The sequence below is a fragment of the Euzebyella saccharophila genome (assembly GCF_014855495.1).
Lineage (GTDB): Bacteria > Bacteroidota > Bacteroidia > Flavobacteriales > Flavobacteriaceae > Euzebyella > Euzebyella saccharophila.
Map to the genome: position 1 here is coordinate 116,653 of NZ_JACYFJ010000003.1, position 16,659 is coordinate 133,311.

General features: G+C 34.8%; 8 protein-coding genes. 1 reads left to right on the forward strand and 7 read right to left on the reverse strand.

Annotated elements, in window-relative coordinates; translation table 11 throughout:
• Positions 1-20 precede the first annotated feature (20 nt).
• The 7 genes from IL355_RS11130 to hsdR all read right to left on the reverse strand — a co-directional run bounded on the left by IL355_RS11130 (position 21) and on the right by hsdR (position 13,990).
• A complete protein-coding gene (locus tag IL355_RS11130; RefSeq protein WP_192462204.1) occupies positions 21-1,082 on the reverse strand; it encodes a FecR family protein in 1,062 nt (353 codons plus the stop codon).
• Positions 1,083-1,201: 119 nt separating this feature from the next.
• Complete coding sequence (locus tag IL355_RS11135; protein ID WP_192462205.1) at positions 1,202-1,819, reverse strand: RNA polymerase sigma factor; 618 nt, start codon at positions 1,817-1,819, stop codon at positions 1,202-1,204.
• Positions 1,820-2,783: 964 nt separating this feature from the next.
• Positions 2,784-7,274, reverse strand: coding sequence for a DUF3883 domain-containing protein (locus tag IL355_RS11140; protein WP_192462206.1), 4,491 nt, complete (start codon positions 7,272-7,274; stop codon positions 2,784-2,786).
• Positions 7,261-8,433 (reverse strand): SIR2 family NAD-dependent protein deacylase, encoded by a 1,173-nt coding sequence (locus tag IL355_RS11145; protein ID WP_192462207.1) that lies wholly within the window; start codon positions 8,431-8,433, stop codon positions 7,261-7,263. Before IL355_RS11145 ends, IL355_RS11140 begins: the two co-directional genes overlap by 14 nt.
• A complete protein-coding gene (locus IL355_RS11150) occupies positions 8,430-10,157 on the reverse strand; it encodes a restriction endonuclease subunit S (protein ID WP_317175495.1) in 1,728 nt (575 codons plus the stop codon). The genes IL355_RS11145 and IL355_RS11150 overlap by 4 nt, the downstream gene beginning before the upstream one ends.
• A gap of 12 nt (positions 10,158-10,169) precedes the next feature.
• On the reverse strand, positions 10,170-11,639 hold the full coding sequence (locus IL355_RS11155) for a type I restriction-modification system subunit M (protein WP_192462209.1): 1,470 nt from the start codon (positions 11,637-11,639) through the stop codon (positions 10,170-10,172).
• A complete protein-coding gene (hsdR, locus tag IL355_RS11160) occupies positions 11,636-13,990 on the reverse strand; it encodes an EcoAI/FtnUII family type I restriction enzme subunit R (RefSeq protein ID WP_192462210.1) in 2,355 nt (784 codons plus the stop codon). The genes IL355_RS11155 and hsdR overlap by 4 nt, the downstream gene beginning before the upstream one ends.
• Positions 13,991-14,987: 997 nt before the next feature.
• Between hsdR and IL355_RS11165 the strand changes: the two genes are divergently transcribed.
• Complete coding sequence (locus IL355_RS11165; RefSeq protein ID WP_192462211.1) at positions 14,988-16,256, forward strand: hypothetical protein; 1,269 nt, start codon at positions 14,988-14,990, stop codon at positions 16,254-16,256.
• Positions 16,257-16,659: the final 403 nt, after the last annotated feature.

Consider the following 16,659-nt stretch of genomic DNA (forward strand, 5'->3'; position numbering starts at 1 on the left):
ACGCCATATAGTAATTCAGTTTAGTTAGTAGTTATCGTAATCTTTCGTATTTCTGTTCGATTATATTTCAAATCGGTTGTTTTTTTGATAGTTTCAATTACTTCTTCAACATCATCCTTTAAATCTAAATAACCGGAAAAGGTTTCATTGGCTAACTTCTCACTATCAATCGTAATGTCAATATTATAATAGCGAGACAACCTTCGCATTATGGTTTTCAAATTGTCATTTTTAAAGATTAATACTCCTTCTCTCCATGAAAAATATCGCTCTACATCAACCTTTTTCGATGATATAGAATTGGTTTTCTTGTTATAACCGGCGTAGCTTCCTGGTTCGATTTTAAAGTTTTCAGTATAAGTTTCAGACGCATTCCTGGCATAACTAATTTGTACACTACCGCTTTTTAGCACAGTAAATGCCAATCCTTCGTCGGCGTAATTATTTACATTGAAAACCGTCCCCAGCACTTCTATCTTTTGATTTTCAGAGTTTACGATAAAAGGTCGGTTTTCGTTGTGAGCAACCTCGAAAATTGCTTCTCCCTCAATATAGACCTCTCGTTTTTCTTTCGTGAAAACTGCAGGGTAAACAAATCTTGACCCCGAATTGATCCAAACCGTACTGCCATCCGACAACTGAATTATTGAACGCTTACCATAAGGAACCACCAGCGTATTGTATACCACAATATCCTTATCTACGCTTACCTGAGTCAAAGATCTCGAGTTACCGATATTTACTTTTTTACCGGAATTAGAGTAGGTTATTGTCGGGTTATCTTCATCTAGATTTACATTTTCTCCCATGTTGAGCATGAGGGTTACCTTATCCAAGTTTTTATTTTCTAGACTCTTGGACGATTTAACAAAATCCTTTATCGAAGCTTCCTTCTTTTGATTAAAAAATAGGCCTGAAGCCAATAGAATGGCAATTGATGCCGCAATTGATATGGCATTCCTTAATTTTATCTTTTTCTCTTTATGATTTTCAACAGAAGATAAAATTCTAGCTTTCAGTTTCTTTTTTTCAGCTACTGAAATCGATTTGATATCTATGTCTTCTGGGTTATGATTTTTCATAAATTATCTCAAGGCCTTCAAAATTACTTCTATAAATGTGATTATAACGCACAGGCTATTAGGCCCTCTATACATATTAAGGAGCTATTCTAATGTTTATAGACAAAAAAAATCGTCTTTTATGAAAAAAAAGAAGGATAAAGTAAAAGGTATAATAGAAATGGCTGTCTTCGAAGAATCTTCAGCGCTCTATATATAGTGGTTCTTGCAGTTGGAATAGAGGTTTTCATGATATCGGCAATTTCTTCATAAGTTTTATCTTGAGTAAAACGAAGAAACAGACCCTTTTTCTGTTTATTTGTTAACGTTTCAAGGGCGATTTTTAATTTTGAATTTATCTCATCAACCGTTTCGGACCTGATAATATCATCTTCAAACGATGCAACGTGATTTTTTTGCAAATCGTACATCTTCAATTGATTTTCCGCTTGTACGGGGATAATTTTTCTCGTATACTTCTTATTGATTTTTCGCCTTAAAGATCGGAACAAATATGATTTAACGTTATCTGTCTCTGCTAATTTGGATTTGTACTTATACAGGTCAAAAAAGAGATCATGAATACAGTCCATAACGAATGCCCTATCCTTAGAATATTGTATTCCAAATGAAAATAGTTCATCAATATAAAGTTCATACAAACAGCCCAAGGCGGAACTGCTACCTTTCTTAAGCTCGTCCCAGAGTAGTAAATCATCCTTTGAGAGGTATAATTTTTTAGACTTGATGGCTTGCATTGGTTTAGAGAGTTGCTACTTTATCTATATGACGCACTACTTAATGACTAGAAGTTGTACGGCATTCAAAATCGAAAGACTTCAATTATCATCAATTTTTTTTTGATAATTAAAATTAATCTTCTTCATTTTATCAAATAAAGAGTTAATTTAATAAATATTTACGAATATCAAAATTATCTCTTTCCCGAACATCGGGTGGTTTTGTAGGTGATTACTACGCTCAACATTGGCAGCGGTGGTTGAATTCCTAAAGGAACGGGCAAAAATTCGATGTGTTGGAATTAGAGGAAGTATGGATACAGTCTGATTGGTAAAGCCGAAAAGGATCTTTAGATAATTCTTTAAATGAGATAAAAAAAATTCTTTCTTTGTGTTAGGATCACCCGAAGACTTCCCTGTTTTTGAAGGCTTCAAAGGGGTGATTAAACCTTTATCGAGCCGCCCTATGAAGATGAAGAAAATTTTACCGTAAGGAATATTAGAATTGTAATAAATCTAGGGATTCGCAGTAAATATTATATACCAACATTCGAATCCTAGTTCCCCGAGGACCTAAATGTTAAAACTCTTTGGTTAAGAACCTTCCCAAGTTTATGGTTATAAATTGGACACGCAATAGGACACGTCGGATGTGAAATTTGTACTGATTTGGACAGTTTTGCAGGAGTTTTTAAAAACAAAAAGCCCTTATAATTAATTGACTATCATGGTTTTGACTATACTTCATCGAGGTGGGAAAGTTAGAACACTCTACCCTATTCCTTTAAAAATCAATTTATTACAATATTTTTTTTAAAAAAATAGGACACCTGTAAGGACATGTGCCCCAGCGTTTTGACGCTTTCGTACCTTAAAAATACTAAATGAATTCCAAAACGATTTAAAAAGATTCATATATGATTCATCATTATAATTTAATAATCTGTCCACAGCGTGACATTGAACGAAAACAATAGCAACGTTAATTTATCTCCAGTTCTGAAAAGGCTACATAATAATCCTTTACTACTAAGTCAACTTCCTCAAGATTGTGACTAAAAACAATTAGATTATCATTCTTGACCAACCAAATTTCATATCTGTCTTTATTCTCCTTCCCAAATTCAAATTCTTCACGAGATATTATGAAGGAATTATTAGAGAAGGTTTTAACCTCGACATATATATATTTTAGTCCCTTATCTGGGCTATATCTAATATCATAGTGCAGGCCTTCATCTTCTTTTGCTTTATAGTGGACGAACTCCTTTCCATATTTCGAACATAAATGATCGTAAACCTTATTTTCTGAATTTTTACCAATTTGAGTGTTATCATTGCCAGATTTCACGTTCGGTACGAACAGATTTTTACGGTTTTTATATCCTGACCAATTCTTTGTTTTGAAAGAGTCAACTCTTTTTTCCGAATAAGAGCCGTTCTCCTTAGACTTTCGTTTGTTTGTAAGAGATTTGAGCCTAATCTTGGGTTTTGCAACAAAAAATTTGCTGATTTCTTCTAAGCTGATTTCAAAATATAATAGGCTCTTTAAACTATGGTCATTTTCAATAACATCTAATTGTGAAGGAGATAAGAGTTTTTTATTTTTATTAAAAATGGCATCCAAATCTTTATATTTATCGGTCTCAATAAGCGAAATATCTTCAAACTGTGACGTCATAAAAAGGTCAAAATGTTCTTGGTTAGCTAAAGCAAATTCGAATCTTTTTTCCAATGCTATTCTCTTTACAAAGGCCTCTGACCGAATTTCATATTCATGTAAATTTTGAAGAAATTTTTTACGTATAGGAATCGTCTCTGAATAATAATGTAAGGACTGTCTAAATGAAAGGAAATTATTGATAAAAAAAGAAGACAGTCTATGTAAATGGGTGTTATAATAATCAATATGATTTACGCTGTAAGAATTAAACTCATTTATTGAAATCTGTAATCTTGAAAATAAGTCTTGAAAATAAGTTATATTGTCTTTATCGTTTAAATCATTATAATTGGGTAAATGAGAAGTCAAAGATAAATTAAGGTCTTTGTTGACTGAATCTAAATCTATATCATTGTCATCGCTGAAGTTTAGCTCAAGGCCTTTAAGTCTATAAACGGTTGACCAAAACGAAATTTTAGAATTGGTAAAACCTAAAATAGCTAATGTTTCATCCAACAAATCTTCTCCAAAATTTATTTTTGTAATATGTTTTACATCGTTTAGGTCGGTTGACAATATAGCTCTGAAGTCACCTTTATGGCCGGATACATCAAATAAGTTGGATAAAACTCCGGCAATCGCGTCTTTAAAATTAGAATTATTCTTAACACCTTCTATCTTATCTGTTTTTGGCAGTTTTAAGAAATATCCCTGGTCTTTCAAAAAGATAAATTCGTAATCATCTAAAATGAATTGTTCTTCGTCAACCTCAGTTATTACATCACTGCAGACATTTATATGCAGTTTTTGTAATTTGCTGCCTTCCGTACGTTTAGTCTTTTCATTATCTAAAGCGCTAATCCTATGAATCAGAATGTAGGGGTATAATTCAGTTAGATAATCATGTAGTAATTTAGTCAGCAGATCATCTTTTTTATGACTAAATAGATTTATTTCTATTTGTGATAAATCATTAATACTAAAAAATTCAATCGCTTTTTTTCCTCCAGATCTTCTTGGAAAATTAAATACTGGAAATCTCGAACGTAACTTATTCGGTAACTTAATCTTATCGCTAAAATAAATTTTCTCTTGATTATAAAGCTTTAATCCATTTTCACCTTTGGCAAAAAGGTTTAAAGGTCTGGTTAAATTCTCTTGATTTTCTTCAAAATGTAGATATGCCCTTCTATAGTATGTTGACGTATTTCTTCCGTTTGGATATTTATTGTTGACTTTTTCGAGTATATCTTGTACCCGTTCAATTGATAACTCATTGAAGTCTGAGCGAGCACCCAATAGTCTTAAAGTGAAATCTAAATCCTTACGTTTAATTCTATACTTTTTGAAAAGACTGTTGGCATAGTTAATCTCGACATCGTTAATCGTTTTAAACGCATTATCAAGTAAGTGATTATGAAAATTGTAATAGTCTTTCTCAATCAATTCAGCCAAATAGCTTTTTCTAGAAACCCGGCTTTGATTAGTATGATATTTAAAGTGGACAGTTTCCCCATGTTTTTTCTCAAGTTGATTTAAATTATCAGATAATTTAGTATCATTAATGACCCATAGTAAGAATTGTTCAGGCTTTATATTTTTCAAGATTTCCTCTCTATTTTCAAAATCCAACACTTGTACTGTTGCAGTCGTGGGCGTATATCGAACTACTCTTCGAACATATCTATTATTAGGACTGTTTATATTGATTAGTTTATACTTGACATGCTTATTTACACCTAGCCAACCCAGAAATACTTGGATACTATGCAGATCGTCATCTTTAAACCCTAATTGAATTGGGCTGGCCACCTGGTTTCTATTTTGATGGATTTCACCAAATATGTCCTCGCAAAGTTGTCCTAAGTAATAATTGTTTGAAAAAAATAGATTTGTTGCTTTTACAATTTCACCTTCCGAATCAAATATTGGAACATCCTGAATCCCGATTGAAGTATGGTTTATTTCAGGGTCAAAATTATGGTATAATGCAGATAACATTTCAATCACTAGACCTTTACTTTTGTCAGGTCTTTGGACTGTTATTTCGTTCGTATATTTAACTATTTTTCTTGATAGCGGAAGGAACTCATAAGTGTGAACATTACCAATGTTTTTTAAAAGACTTTGTAAAGTCCTAGCTGTATCCTTTTTAGAATCCTCTTTAATTTTAAAGACAGTAACCAATTCCTCAAATAACTGAGGGTGCATTACCTCAATTGAACAAAAAACTGGAATTTGTAAGTCTGAATTTATATGTGTAAAAATTTCACTTTTTTTATCAATGATTTTGGAATTACCATTGATTAAAATATTGAATGTCTCTGAAGAGCTATTTGAATTATTTCTATTTACTAAATATTGAATTAATTGTGCTCGTATTTTAATATCAGAAATTGATAAACTCCATTTGTCAATATAATCTGAAAAACTCTTATACCCGCTGAATCTTGGTTTTCGAGTTTCGAAGCTGATACCTGAGGAAAGTGGTTTGATATGTTTTGTAAATATCCCTCCCCCCTTTCCAGAAACTAATAATTTTGAGAATATGTCGTCTATATAAACAGTATCGTTTAGACTATGAAATGTGTTGCTTACACATGGGACAATCGCTTCTTTTTGGATTATTTCATCTAATCTTTCATAAAAGTTAAGTTCTTCCAAGTTTTCATGCTTATTAGAATATTGAACCAATTTATAGGCAGACCAATCTACTTCACCTTTAGTTTTTAAAAGCGCCATTTTACACATCAGCTGCGTTAGCTTTTCGACGACAAATTCATTCTTTTTTGAGTTTTCCAAATGCTTCCTGTTTTGGTCCAAGTCAAACGTAGCATGAATTATATAGGGAAAATCCAAGGTTATATTTGTTGAAAAGAATGAAAACAGTTTATATCTGTTTTTGGGTTTTTTTCTAGGTATTGCTATACGTATTTGATAATTTTCCAGCTCACTATTCGCATTTTGAAATCTATCGGGCATTTGATCTTCATCCTGATAGATATCCCAAATTTCTGATTCGCTGACGATTCTTTGAATGCTACCCTCCATTAAATCATCCATATTTCTTTGGATAAGAATATCTTCCTTTTCACTAAAACCTTCAAAAACAATACTTTTAATATGATGTAGGAATAAAATAGTCTCTGCATCAATAGCTTGAATTTGTTTGATAATATCTGTAAGATATTCAGGTTTGAATTGCAGCTCGATTACTGTAGCAAATTCATTAAAATGTTCGGTTTCAATTATATCAGGAACTGTCAAGATAGGTAATGGAAAAATGGAGTCCGACATCCGAAATTTATCTCTTATCTCCTTGATTATAGATTCCTCAAAAATTGATTTGAATGTTTTTTCTCGAAGCTCATTGGAATAAGTGACCTTTATGCCATTGCTATAAATTGCAACACTTTCGGACCAATTCAGAATAGAACGAAATCCTAAACCTTTGTTTCCAATGTATTGGGTAAGATTAATCTTAGAAGACAGATTACTAGTAATTAAAGATCTATAACCATCTTGAGAAAATGGAATTCCTTCATTCGCAATCGATAATCTATTGTTCTCCCTATCAATTTTAATAACAATCTTCTTGGATTTCTGGTCATCGCAGTTTTGTAAGAGTTCTAATATCTGTCTGCCATTATAACCTCTTGTTGTGCTAACTTCTCTATTATAGGCAGCTACCATTTCGTGGTATTCTTTTTTGAACAGGTCTATTTTATCTTTTTTTAGTTTTGAAATAAAATGCTTCATTTGTGCCCAAGAATTCATTCCGTAATCAAATGGGATTTTATTTTTGCCCAACTTTCTTTCCTCTATATCTTAACTCATTTTTGGCAAGCCTCAAGATTTGTTCAACATAATCGTAGCTTCCTTTTGGAAACCAGATTGGTGTGATTCCGAAACTAAGTAAGTAAGAATTTCGCTTTACCAATTCATTTTCATCCTCTGGCATGGATTCTAACGAGAAGTGTGGAGGCCTATCGGTATCGCCCATAGTTTCTTTTACTGCATGAAAAACGCGCATTGTTCTGTCTTGGTAGAGACTGCAACCTAGAAACAATAGACTACTGGTTTTATAGTGGTAGGAGAGGAGTTTTGGAATGGGATTTTTTAAGTCCAAAGTGTCTTTACCATATGCTTCATCGTATTGGTCTTTGCCTAGAATACATTGTGCCGGTTTGTCAATATCGCCATGTAATTTGAAAATGGTCGTCTTTTCGGGTTCAGGTCGTTCAGCAATATTAGAGATGCCAATCAGTTGTACAACGTCTTTTCTTCCTGTTTCGAATGCTTGCTCAATGAGTTGGTCATAATTTGTGGTTATTATCGTGTCATTGAAAAGTTCACTGAGGCGTAATATGTTATCGGTAAGTACACCGGTTTTTGAAAAGACATCCTTTAATTCTTGAATAAAAGTGTCACGATAACCTTTCTTTTCAATTTCTTCGATGACCTGCTCGTATTGTCCCTTACCTAACATTTCGTCAATTTCCGTGGTAGGAATACCCGATGTTCTCCCCTGTTGCCTTAGATGAGCCCCCCAGGCGGGAAAACCGCCATCCACCGATAGCCCTGCACCTACAAATGGAACTACAGAACGATTGATCAAGGCCTTAAGTAATTGCTCAAATCGAGATTCATTCTTTTCGAACCAATGTTCGTCACCAAAAGTATCAATGATGTAATCTTTAGCTAAAACCTGCCCTTTTTGTTCTTCACGAAATACCTTGAAAACCTGATTATAAGCTTCAGAATCACTTGCATAAAGAGCCTTGCTGGGTTGGGCCAAGCCATCAATCTTGTTTTCAATTCGTATATCTAATGCCTCTTCGCTATCCAACCACTCATTAAAATCAGTAAAAAATTCAAACAGTTCATGTTTGTCTTCATCACACCAAATCTTACGTTCTTCGTGAACAATTTTACCGCTATCTTGGTATGTGTTGTCCAAAACGCTCATAAAACTGCTTTTTCAACTAGAGTCTTCGCCAGTAGGTTCTGTAATTTTTGTGATTCTATAAGATGGTTGGCCATTGAGTCACAAAGACCCAACAATTCATCAATCTTGGCCACTATTCTTTTTTGTTCCTTGAGAGGAGGAATAGGAATCTCGAATAACTCCAAAACCTTTTTACTAAGGCCTTCTCGATTAGCGCCAACTTGTCTGCCCCAAATTAAATTTTGACCGAGAGGTGACAAAATAAATATGTGCAGATACCTTCTAAAATTTTCATCTACTGGCCTGATTATGGAAACATGCTGACTAACATTAGCCTCTTCATATTCTTCAGGAAAGATGCAGCATCTGCCGAGAGAGCCACCAGTTATATTAAGTAAAATGTCTTTTGGGTAAACTTTGGTATTGGACATTTTTTCGTGAGTCGCTTTCGAAATGAAAGCAGCATCAGTAATCTTGATGCCGTCATTCCATATATTTTGTGATCTAAGAAATAAGGTTCCCTTTTTCAGATATGCTGATTTCCCTCCCCTGGGGGTGCTTCCCGAACCAATTCTAGTCGTAATATCGCCAAGTCTTGCCCACTTCCAGTTATTTGGTATGCCAAATGGGGTTTCATAAATAGAAATTTCTGGTAAGGTTTTAGATGGTTTAATTTCCCCCTTTTCAATCAACTCCTTTTTTTTAGCATCTATTTTTTTCAATAAAACGCCAGCCGGTTCATCTTTGGGGTCTTGTTTTATCAGTTTACCCATAATACCCAATTGCAGAATGGTTTGCTTTAGTTGCTCAATACTGTCTTCGGTACAGAAAAGTGTGTCAAAATAGTTGGCCATTCGCTCCCAATGGGCTTGCAATGCTTCTGCATTTGCCGCTTGAGTTAAGGTTTCCAAAAGGGTTTTGACAAGTAGTTGATGGGTTTTTAGATTGGTAGTACGCTCATGCTCGAATTGGTCACATAAGGCCATCAATTTACCAACTTTGGCGACAATTCGATTTTGTTCTTTTAAGGGAGGAAGCGGAAAAGGAATAGTTAATAAATCATCTCTTTTAATACCCGGTATTAAACTTTTCGCCTTAGATATTAATTCGTTTATATAGTAATCCAGAAATAGTTTGATATAAGATAAATTTATATCATATGTATTTCTTATTGCCATAATTTGACGGGCAATATGTAAATCACCAACATTATTAAAGGCCATTTCTCCAATTGTGCCTTTACATGTAATTAGTAAATCACCTTTAGAAGAAAACGCTCTTGGATATTCTGTCCATCTGGTTATGTCAAGACGTCCATTATTGAAATGACTTGCCCCAGTAATATAGGGCACACCTTTTTTTTTATTGTTGTATTTTGAAGATGGTAAATCTTGACCTGAGATTAAGGTCATTAATCCCGCCAATCTAAACCAAACCCAATTCTTTGGAAGGTCATAGGGATGTTCTCTTTTGGAGACTTCAAAGTCCAGTTTCTCCTTTCTAATAATGCCTTTAGAAATCAAATTCCCTCTTTCTTTATCAATCTTTTTTAATAAGATCTTAGCCGGTTCTTCTGTTGAAATTTGTTTTACTAGAGTGCCGTTTACTGCTAAAATCAAAATTAGCTCCCGTAGTCTATCAATACCTTCGAGGCTAATATTATCTACACTTTTGACACGCCCTTTTGACTTTATCCCTTGGGCATCCGTCCATGCATTAAAACTATCCAACAAGGTTTCAATCACTTCCAAATCCGTTTAGTTTTTTAAAGATTGCGCCAAAATCGCTTTTAGTTTTTCGCGTAATGAAGTAATCGTTTCTTGCTCTTTTTGAAACTGTTGCAGCAATTCTTCTGGGTCATAATCAATAACTTCCCCAATGTGCGGGTTGTCAATGTCAAAGTTGTAATTATTGTCAATAACCTCCTGTATGGATACTTTCCAAGCTTGTTCAGTGGTTTTTCGAGATTTAAAACCATCTTCTTCTTTGCCCCACCAATCCATCTCCGCTTGAAATTCTTCAAATCGCATGGGTTTGGTCTTGTTGTAGTTTTTAATCCCTTCAGGATAGGGATGTTCGTAATACCAAATGTTTTCAGTAGGTTTTCCTTTGGTAAAAAAGAGAATATTGGTGTTGATACTGGTATAGGGGTTAAAGACACCTTTGGGCAATCGTACAATGGTATGTAGATTGCATTCGGTCAACAACTTTTCTTTGATTCGGTTTTTGATACCATCGCCAAAAAGAAATCCATCTGGTAAAACTACTGCCGCTCGACCCTCGCTTTTTAGTAAGTGGATGATTAATGTCAAAAACAAATCGGCTGTCTCACGGGTTCTAAAGCTGGATGGAAAATTGTTTTCAATACCATCTTCTTCCATACCCCCAAAAGGAGGGTTGGTTACAATAACATTGACCCTATCTTTCGGTTTATAGTCGCGCAGAGGTCTACTCAACGTATTGTCATGTTTTATATTAATGGGCACATCAATACCGTGCAATATCATGTTGGTGGTACAGAGCATGTGGGGCAGCGCTTTCTTTTCAACTCCGAAGATGGTCTTTTGCAGAAGTTGTTGGTCACTTGGCCCTTTTACATAGTTCTCTTTTTTGTGGTCAATGACGTTGGTCAAAAAACCACCGGTCCCACAGGCAGGGTCTAGCACGGTTTCATGAAGTTTGGGATCAATCCTATTCACTATAAATTCGGTAACTGCCCGAGGCGTATAAAATTCACCAGCATTACCAGCACTTTGAAGATCTTTAAGTATTTGTTCATAGATACTGCCAAAAGTGTCCCGGTCTTTACTTGCATTAAAATCTATCTCACATATTTTATTGACCACTTGGCGCAACAAAGTGCCAGATTTCATGTAGTTATAGGTGTCTTCAAAAACATTTTTAATTACTAAAGCCCTTTTGCCATCTTCACCCTCAATATTGAGTCTTTCCTTTAAAGTCGGAAAAAGCACATTGTTCACAAAATCCAAAAGCTCATCGCCCGTGATACCCTCTTTATTCTTGGCCCAGCTTCGCCATCTAATGTTTTCTGGTAACGGTGAAACATAGTCTTCTTCAATCAACTCTATCTCCACCTCTCTATCGTCAATAATTTTCAAGAAAAAGAGCCAGACCAGCTGGCTAATTCGTTGCGCATCGCCATCAACCCCAACGTCCTTGCGCATAATGTCCTGTATGGACTTAATTACTCCTGATACGTTGCTCATGCAATAGTCTTGTCATTAAAAAGTTCATTTTCCAATTCTTTTATAGCTGTGTCATAGCCTTCCTTCCCGCCAAAAACGCCATTGATAATCTCTACGGGCGTTCCTATTTTACTAAACTGGCTCAATTTTAAAACTTTGGTGTTTTCTATACCTTTCACCCCCTTATCAGCATACAATTCGAGTAGCTTCAATAAAACTGCTCTGGCCTGTTCGCCATATTTCGTAAAATAATTACGCTTTTTTACATTATTCGCTCGTTCTTTTCGGGTCAAAGGTGGTTGGCCATAGGCTACATGGCAAATAAGGTCAAAATCTCCATATTCCATGCCCACCAACTCCGCTAAATTCTCAAGTATAACTCCATGCTCTTCTAGCAGGTCTATGATGATTTTCTTTTTGTCAGCATTCGACCACTTGATTAAAAAATCATCTAGGGAAGCATATTCTTCGGTTACTTTCTTTTTGGTAAAATCTTTATAGGATTCGGTCACCATTGCGCCATCAGCGCCCAAATATTCGATTAATTCATTTTTGATTTTCGCCGATACGCCACTTATATAGATTTTACGTGTTCCGGTTCCTGCGTCATCATTATCGCCATTTGGAAAATCATCATCTGTTTCTGGTGGGTCTGGAGGAGTAGGTGGGTCACCATCATCTGGTTTATAAATGACAACAGGTTCACCATCAAACTCTGGGTCTTTAAAAAGTTCTGTCGCCTTTTTAAAATCCATGATAGTGAAAAAATACTTGTTAAAGTCCTCATCGATTCGGCTACCACGACCAATTATCTGCTTAAAAATTGTCATTGACTTTATGGTCTTGTCCAAAACAATCAACTTGCAGGTCTTGGCATCGACCCCGGTAGTCATTAGCTCTGAGGTAGTCGCAATTACTGGAAATTTACTTTCCGGGTCAATAAAGTTGTCGAGTTCAGCTTTACCTTCGACACTGTCACCAGTTATGCGCATAACATACCTTGGATTTTCAATCGCTAATTTACCAGCAGCATTCACAATCGCTTGGCGCATACGCTCCGCATGGTCAATATCTTCACAAAAAATGATGGTCTTTGCAAATGGATCAGTAGCTTTTAGTAGCTGCATGACCCGATTAGCAACAAGTTTTGTACGCTGATTAAGAACCAAAATACGGTCCATGTCAATTTGATTGTATTCCCTATCCAGAATTTCACTTCCTAAATCATCAACCATTCCCTTAGTAGGTCGCCAGCCATCAATATCCCTATCAATATCAATTTTGATGACTTTGTAAGGTGCTAGAAACCCATCTTCAATACCTTGTTTCAAACTGTAGGTATATACAGGATCATTGAAGTAGGTGATACTTGAAACGTATTTCGTTTCCTTAGGTGTGGCTGTAAGACCTAAATGAATGGCATTTTTAAAGTAATCCAAAATTTCACGCCATGAAGAATCTTCGGCGGCACTTCCTCTATGACATTCATCAATAATGACCAAATCAAAGAAATCAGGTGAAACGTTTTTAAAAATCTTGTCCTCTTCATCCGGGCCGGTCAAGGCTTGATAAAGACCTAAATGTATTTCATAAGCAGGGTCAATCTTTCTATTCTTAATCTTGGTCATTGCAGGACCAAAAGGTTTAAAGTCGTTGACCAAGGTCTGATCGGCTAGAATGTTTCTATCCACCAAAAAAAGAATTCTCTTGGCCTTTTTTGACTTCCATAATTTCCAAATAATTTGAAATGTGGTATAGGTTTTACCTGTACCTGTAGCCATAACCAAAAGGATACGTCTCTGTCCCTTTGCGACGGCTTCAATGGTTCTATTGATTGCTTCAAGTTGATAGTAACGCGGTTCTTTACCTGAACCATCTAAATAATAAGATTGTAGTATTAAATCCTCGTGAGAGTCTTCAATTTCATGATATTCCTTATACCTCTCCCATAACTCAACGGGGCCAGGAAATTCTTGTAAAGGAAATTCTATTTCAATATCCTCGCCTTCTTTCGGCACTTTGTTATGTGATGCAAAGGCATCTCCGTTAGAGCTAAAAGCACTTGGCAGTCCTAAAATTTGAGCATATCCGAGAGCTTGCTGCATTCCATGACTCACGGTGTGGTTATTGTCTTTTGCTTCTATGACAGCAATTCTAGTTCCCGGTTTCCAAGAAAGAATATAATCAGCGAATTTCTTTTTCTTTTTATTCCTAGCTGACATTTGTCCTCTCACTATTACAGGGCCAGGTGTTAAAGTAACCTCTCTCCGAACCTGTTTATGTTGCTCCCAACCTGCATGTTTTATAGCAGGAGTAATGAACAAATCACAGATGTCGCTTTCGCTTAGTTGTTTTTTTTCTTTTTGGTCCATTCCTTGATTTTGGTAAAATCAATTTACATTACCATTAAAACACAATTATAGGTTTGAATCACACAGATACTATGAAGGGTATATAATATAAAATACCAAAATATAAAAGCTTTTTTGAATAACCTATTAAAAAGAAAAATCTTACAGGATAATTCCCACAATACTTGATATTGAGGAAGAAGTAATAAAACCAATTCTTCTCTTTTTCGAAAATAACAATCATTTTAAGCTAAGGCCTTCATAAACATGAAATACTGTAAACTAATACTTATATAGATTTGTTTAGGATAATCTTTAAAAAGCATAACAATTAAACTTTAAGCTACTTTACAAATACTGAAAAGGTCAAACAAACTAATATTTTTCAAATTAAACGAATTTAGAAGACCTCAATTATTAAATTTATATTCATATAGGAACTAGAATGCGAAATGCCCATGGAATTAGTTTTTAATGAGAGGTTATTCAATCAGATTTCAGAAAAATCGAATAACGAAATTCTTGGAGATATTGGACGAGAATTAATGAGCAATGAATTGAATATCAAATGGAAGAATTATGATCACATCTTAAAAAAGACAAAGGCGTATTACGAGAGGTTATTTGAGACAATGAAAGCATCGATTTGTATGGATAAAAGGGTCATTAAATATTTAAGGAAAAAGGAGAATTATAGCAAAGTTGATATAGCAACAATCCTATTCGACGTGATTAGTGTTTACTTTGATAGTCCAATCCCTGTAATGCAATTTACAGTTCTGGTGATGAGAGAACGTCTAGATAAAATATGTCTATGAAAACTAATCCCGAGAATGATTTTTTTAAAAACTTTATAAATACATCTAATTGGCACAAGATTAAATATCCACATAAAATCAGGTTTGAGCGGATTTTTTTTCTCAAATCCATTTATTCAGAACTAAAGCTTATGACACCCCATGAGGAGGATCGATCATGGTTTAGCGTAGGTCAAAGACATTGGAGCTATTCATAGAAATTGGATGAATTAGGTATTGCAGATACCAAAGGTCTTTTCCATATTCTAACAGATTGGTTCAACAGAACAGAGTATGGAGATAAGAATAAAGATGTAAACTTTGAAGTTGATAACGACAGTCTATTTGATGCTGGTTGTCAGAAAATAAAAGATAAGTATATAATCACAATGTCCAGAGGTACAATATCGTGTCTGGATGACTTTTTCTTGACTTCCTTCACCAATCCTTTATATTTTCTAGGTTCAAAAAAGGCTTATGCAATTAATCCTGATTTTCCATTTGATTTCTTTATTAGAAATGAGCACGCACATGTTTCTCCCCACTTAAGATATTTTGATTATCGCAGACAACTTTTTCTAAAAAGGACTGACAAAGCCGAACGCCTTTGGCCGTTTCATTTTCAAGGTTTTCCATACGGAGATGAAAATAGGGTGAATTTTGCCTTTCTTTTTTCAAATATAGCTCTGAGTTGGGTGTTTTTTCACGAGTTAGCACACATTCAGCTTGGTCATCTTGATTATCTTAAAGCAAAATCGAAGATGGGTGAAAATTTGAAAATTAAAGAATTAAAGACCATAGAAAGCGCCAATGAACATTCAGAATCTTTAGCTTTTGATAGAATACTACTAGAATGGGAGGCCGATGCAATGGCAACAAGACTAACTCTGAAATTTTGGGAAACCATCGACATAACTTCTTTTATAGATTTAGAAGATTCGATATTGGAGTACGCATTGCTTTGGCGAGGTGTCATAGACGCGATTGGAGGGGTAATTTTAGTTTTCGAAAAATCACGTTTAATTTATGGAGAAAGCAATATTTATCCTTCGCCCCGAGGTAGGTTGTATCAGGTAATTGATACTTTGATATCATATTTACAACAAAAAGAAAAAAAAGAAGTATTAGGAGGTTTGGTTGCTGTACATTCAGGTTTAAATGATATTGGGTCTTCTGGTCAAATATTAATATCCGACGATGACGCTCCAGATATTTTGTCTTGCCTTAAATCTACAGATAGAATCTTTTACAATGGATACGGAATAACATCGGTTCTAAAAAGAAACATAGATATAGTTAATTCGGAAATTGATTTGCTATGGCCTAGTCTACTTGTCCATAACTTCGTTCTCAATAAGGAAACCCAACTTATCATGAATAAGCGATGGTTTGATGAACCAAAAAATATAAAGCAGCTACATTTTCAAAAGATCACAGAAATACAAAATTTTAGACCTCCATTATTGAATAATCTATTTAGCAATAAATAGTCCAGTTATATTTAGTCCGAAAATTAGCTGTGCACCAATCTATTATCAAAAATTATTCGAAATACTGACGTTAGAATCCCTGTCCATGATTAATAAGTTTCATACCACCTAATTAGCCTAGTCTCATAGGGATAGGGAATTGCCATATCCAAAAGGATGATATCGAAATAAATTTACAATCAGCACATTCCCACTTCATTCCGTTACCCTCCATTCCGGGGAATAAGCTTCGTACTCATTTATCTTGAACACAAGCCCAAATTTTAGGGTATCCATTCCGTTTCTCCTGCCACTTGGCAGGAACACGCCACTCCTATCCTAAAATTTAGTCTAGAGTTCGTTTGAACTGCAATTGATATGTAGCGTTTTCTTCCGCATCAAGAGGAGTTTGAAACTTCACAAG